The 4049-nt window shown below is 45.5% G+C and carries 3 protein-coding genes; 1 reads left to right on the plus strand and 2 read right to left on the minus strand.

The window, feature by feature from the left end; genetic code table 11:
• Window positions 1-74: 74 nt before the first annotated feature.
• Window positions 75-1778, minus strand: coding sequence for an aspartate-alanine antiporter (gene aspT / locus VIP81_RS05070; protein WP_331957387.1), 1704 nt, complete (start codon window positions 1776-1778; stop codon window positions 75-77).
• A 192-nt stretch (window positions 1779-1970) separates the two neighbouring features.
• Between aspT and VIP81_RS05075 the strand changes: the two genes are divergently transcribed.
• On the plus strand, window positions 1971-3359 hold the full coding sequence (locus VIP81_RS05075; RefSeq protein ID WP_331957388.1) for a glutamate decarboxylase: 1389 nt from the start codon (window positions 1971-1973) through the stop codon (window positions 3357-3359).
• Here the strand turns inward: VIP81_RS05075 and VIP81_RS05080 are convergent.
• Window positions 3356-3694 (minus strand): DUF6686 family protein, encoded by a 339-nt coding sequence (locus VIP81_RS05080; RefSeq protein ID WP_331957389.1) that lies wholly within the window; start codon window positions 3692-3694, stop codon window positions 3356-3358. The two genes, VIP81_RS05075 and VIP81_RS05080, sit on opposite strands and share 4 nt — an antisense overlap.
• Window positions 3695-4049 lie beyond the last annotated feature (355 nt).

Genomic DNA, 4049 nt, shown 5'->3' on the forward strand with positions numbered 1-4049 from the left:
GAATACACGTAAATAACGGGTAGATTTTTCTATCACGGTAAATTTATTTTATGATGAATAGTTTTCACTGCGTATTAAGTCATCAGTATTACAATCACTACTCCCCAAATAATGAGCAGGGTGTTTCCTACTGCGTAAGTAATCGTATATCCCAGAGAAGGGAGATTACTTTGTACCTCATCCTGTATAGCAGAAAGGGCCGCCGTAGTTGTTCTGGCTCCGGCAGTACAACCCAGGATCAATGCCGGGTGAAATTTAAATATATACTTCGCCATCAACACACCTGCCAACAGCGGAATGCTGGTTGCTGCTATCCCTACTAAGAATAATCCCCAGCCTACTTCTTTGAAACCGGCCACAAAACTGGGTCCTGCCGTAATACCTACCACCGCAATGAAAGTATTCAGGCCCACATTATTCATGACCCATAATGCCGGCTCGGGAATCCGTCCAAAAGCCGGATGCCGGGAACGTAACCAGCCAAACACCAGTCCCATGATCAACGCACCGCCGCTGGTACTTAAACTGAGTGGCACGCCACCCACACGAATGCTCATAGCGCCTATCAATCCTCCCAGTACAATACCCAGTCCTACAAAAATCATATCCGTTTTATCGGTGGGAATATCTGCATAGCCAATATGTGTCACTGCCCTATCCATATCTCTTTTATAACCTACCAGCTGAATATTATCGCCTCTTTCCAATACTGCTTCCGGATATACGGGCATGTTAATACCCGCACGTCTGATGCTTTGCACCGGAATACCGTGCATATAATCCATTCCCCGCAGTTCTTTGATCGTTTTACCAATCGTTTCTTTGTTGATCACAAATACCATCACATTCTCCACCGGAAAATTCAGCAGGTCATCATCAATAATTTCCTGGCCAATATTACTTTCTTCGCCGAGGATAAATTCTCTGCGGCCACTGAGCACAATTTCATCTCCGGGCTTCATCACATATTCAGGAGTGGGATCTGTTATTTTCTTATCTGCCCTGCGTATCCGCTCTACAAACAGCCGGTGGCCGCGTGCCACCAATTCTCCTTCCAGCTGCAGCACAGATTTGCCTGCCGCGATCGACTTATCATCGATCAGATAGGCCCGGAAAGTAACCGTTATAAATGCGGAACGCATACCCGGCGCCTGGGTAGGATCTCCGGCGCCCATCGTTTTTTCCAATTCTTTGCAGGCAGCTCTTACTTTGTCAATGCCTCCCAACATCATTGGCGCCACACTTGACAATAGCCATGCAGAACCAGCCGTACCAAAAATATAAGTCACGGCATAACAAACCGGCATCGCATTAATCATCAACTGTTTCTGATCAGGAGAAAGATTTACCTGGTTAATAGTATCTGCCGCCACGCCCATTACAGCAGATATGGTTTGAGAGCCGGCAATCAAACCTGCCGCCTGTCCTACGTTATAGCCCATCGCGATAGACAATAGCCAGGGGGCGAGTAGGCATACCACGCACATTAGCGCCGCAAATAATACCTGCGGCAACCCATCTTTTTTGAGGCCACGAAAAAACTGCGGGCCTACACTATAGCCTACGGCAAACAAAAACATCAGGAAAAAAACCGATTTCACATTGGCAGATACCTGTATATCCATCTGCCCTACCAACACGCCCATCAACAACACACCTGTTACTGATCCTAACGAAAACTTACCCAACTTGATACTGCCAATAAAATAGCCCGCTGCGAGGGTCAGAAAGACAGCCAGTTCAGGGTATTCCTGGAATGTATGGTGTAACCAATTCATTTATATCTGGATTATAGAAAGAAGAAAAAGGCCATAATTTCGGTCGTAATAGGTAACACAGGTCATTCCTCATTTGTTCAATGAAATTCGATTTATGTAGCATTGATGGAATTTTTCACGCATGGTTGAACAAGCCTTCCACCCCGTTGTTAGTGATCAAAAGAATTCTCTAACAATTAAGCCCATATTGTTATGCCATTATTCACCAGAAAAAAAGAAAATGAAAATTCCCGTTTGGGGTTGTACGCATCTGCAGACAGCAACGAGAGCATTCCTAAATACAAGATGCCCGGAGAAGCGCAGGATATGCGTACAGTATACCACCTCGTACATGATGAATTAATGCTGGATGGCAATTCCAGGATGAATCTGGCTACTTTTTGTCAAACATGGCTGGATGAGTATGTGCATCAGTTAATGGATGAATGCCTGGATAAAAACATGATCGACAAAGATGAATATCCACAAACAGCCGAAATTGAAGACAGGTGTGTACATATTTTAGCAGACTTATTCAATGCGCCCGAAAGTGCCACCACAATGGGTTGCAGCACTACCGGCTCCAGTGAGGCTGCTATGTTGGGAGGACTCGCTTTGAAATGGCAATGGCGAAAAAGAAGAGAAAAAGAGGGCAAATCTACCGACAAACCCAATCTTATTTGTGGTGCCGTACAGGTGTGCTGGCACAAGTTTGCCAAATATTTTGATGTAGAACTCAGGGAGGTAGGGATGGAACACGGCCGCTACAACCTAACACCGGAAAAAGTGCTGGAACTGGTAGATGAAAATACGATTGGTGTAGTGCCTACCTTCGGCGTTACCTTCACACTGATGTACGAGCCGGTATTAGCCATCGCCAAAGCGCTGGATAAACTGCAGCAGGAAAAAGGTTTGGACATACCTATTCACGTAGACGCAGCCAGTGGCGGATTTATATCTCCTTTTATTACACCTGATCTGGTATGGGATTTCCGCATTCCGCGTGTAAAATCCATTAACACATCCGGTCATAAATATGGCCTCAGTCCATTAGGCGTGGGTTGGGTGATCTGGCGGGAAAAAGAAGACCTGCCGGAAGAACTGATTTTCCGGGTAGATTACCTGGGCGGCGACATGCCTACTTTTGCCTTGAATTTTTCGAGGCCGGGCGGACAAATAGTGGCGCAATACTATAATCTCCTGCGCCATGGCAGGGAGGGATACCGGAAGTTACAACAAGCCTGTCTGGATCATGCCGCCTATATAGCCGAAGCCATAGAAAAACTGGGGCATTTCGAGATTCTCTATAACGGCAAAGGAGGATTACCAGGCGCTTGCTGGACATTAAAGCCGGGCGACCATGGGTTTACACTCTATGACATCACAGATAAGATCCGTTCCCGTGGCTGGCAGATTGCGTCCTATCCACTCACCGGCGATGCCAGGGATATAGTAGTGCAACGCGTGCTGATACGCCATGGCTTTAGCCGGGATATGGCAGATATGCTTATCCAGGATTATACCCGATGTGTAAAATTCTTTGAAGAAAATCCTGTCAGAAAATCACTGACGCAGAAAGAAGGGGGTGGCTTCCACCATTAATCAGTACGCTGAAATCCGGACAACGTTTCCAGGATATCATACGTATCGAGTAAAGCCTGTACTTCCGCTGTCATATTGGCTAAAGCACATATTTCAGCGGGAGTTACCAGCATCATTACATGATCGGCCGGCAGGGGCAAACAAATCATCTTTTCATTTTCTGTAGCATAACAGTGGTCATCCGCCAGTCGGGTGACCATTTTCCTGAAGCACTCAAACTCGGTAATATCAAGGTTAACAACCGTGGTACCAAAAGCAAGCTGAATTCCTTTACAATGGGGACAGCGGATTACATATCCTGCCGCACCGTGATACAATGTCTGGTAATTACACATGGGCCTATGGTTTTGTGCCTCCAGCGGCCGCGTAACGGCCGCTGTCAGGACTTAATTCATCACTCTTTTACTATCTATCTCAATACTGCGGTACAAACAACGGATGTATTTTATGTTTAGCTAAATACTCCGGGGTATCAATTACATGGCACAAAAGTAAAGCAGGAAAAACAAGGGGAATGCTCGGATCAGGAAAACGGTTTACGCAAAGAGGAAAAACGCGAGTTTTTGTCTTTGTTCAGGATTATACTGATTTAGATGATTTTCCGGATTTTTACTTTTATGATTTGGGAAGATTAAAAAGATTTTGGGAGATATAAGCGAATTTTTATCCGCTCATATCTCCCAAAATCTT

The organism is Chitinophaga sp. (assembly GCF_036566945.1).
GTDB lineage: Bacteria > Bacteroidota > Bacteroidia > Chitinophagales > Chitinophagaceae > Chitinophaga.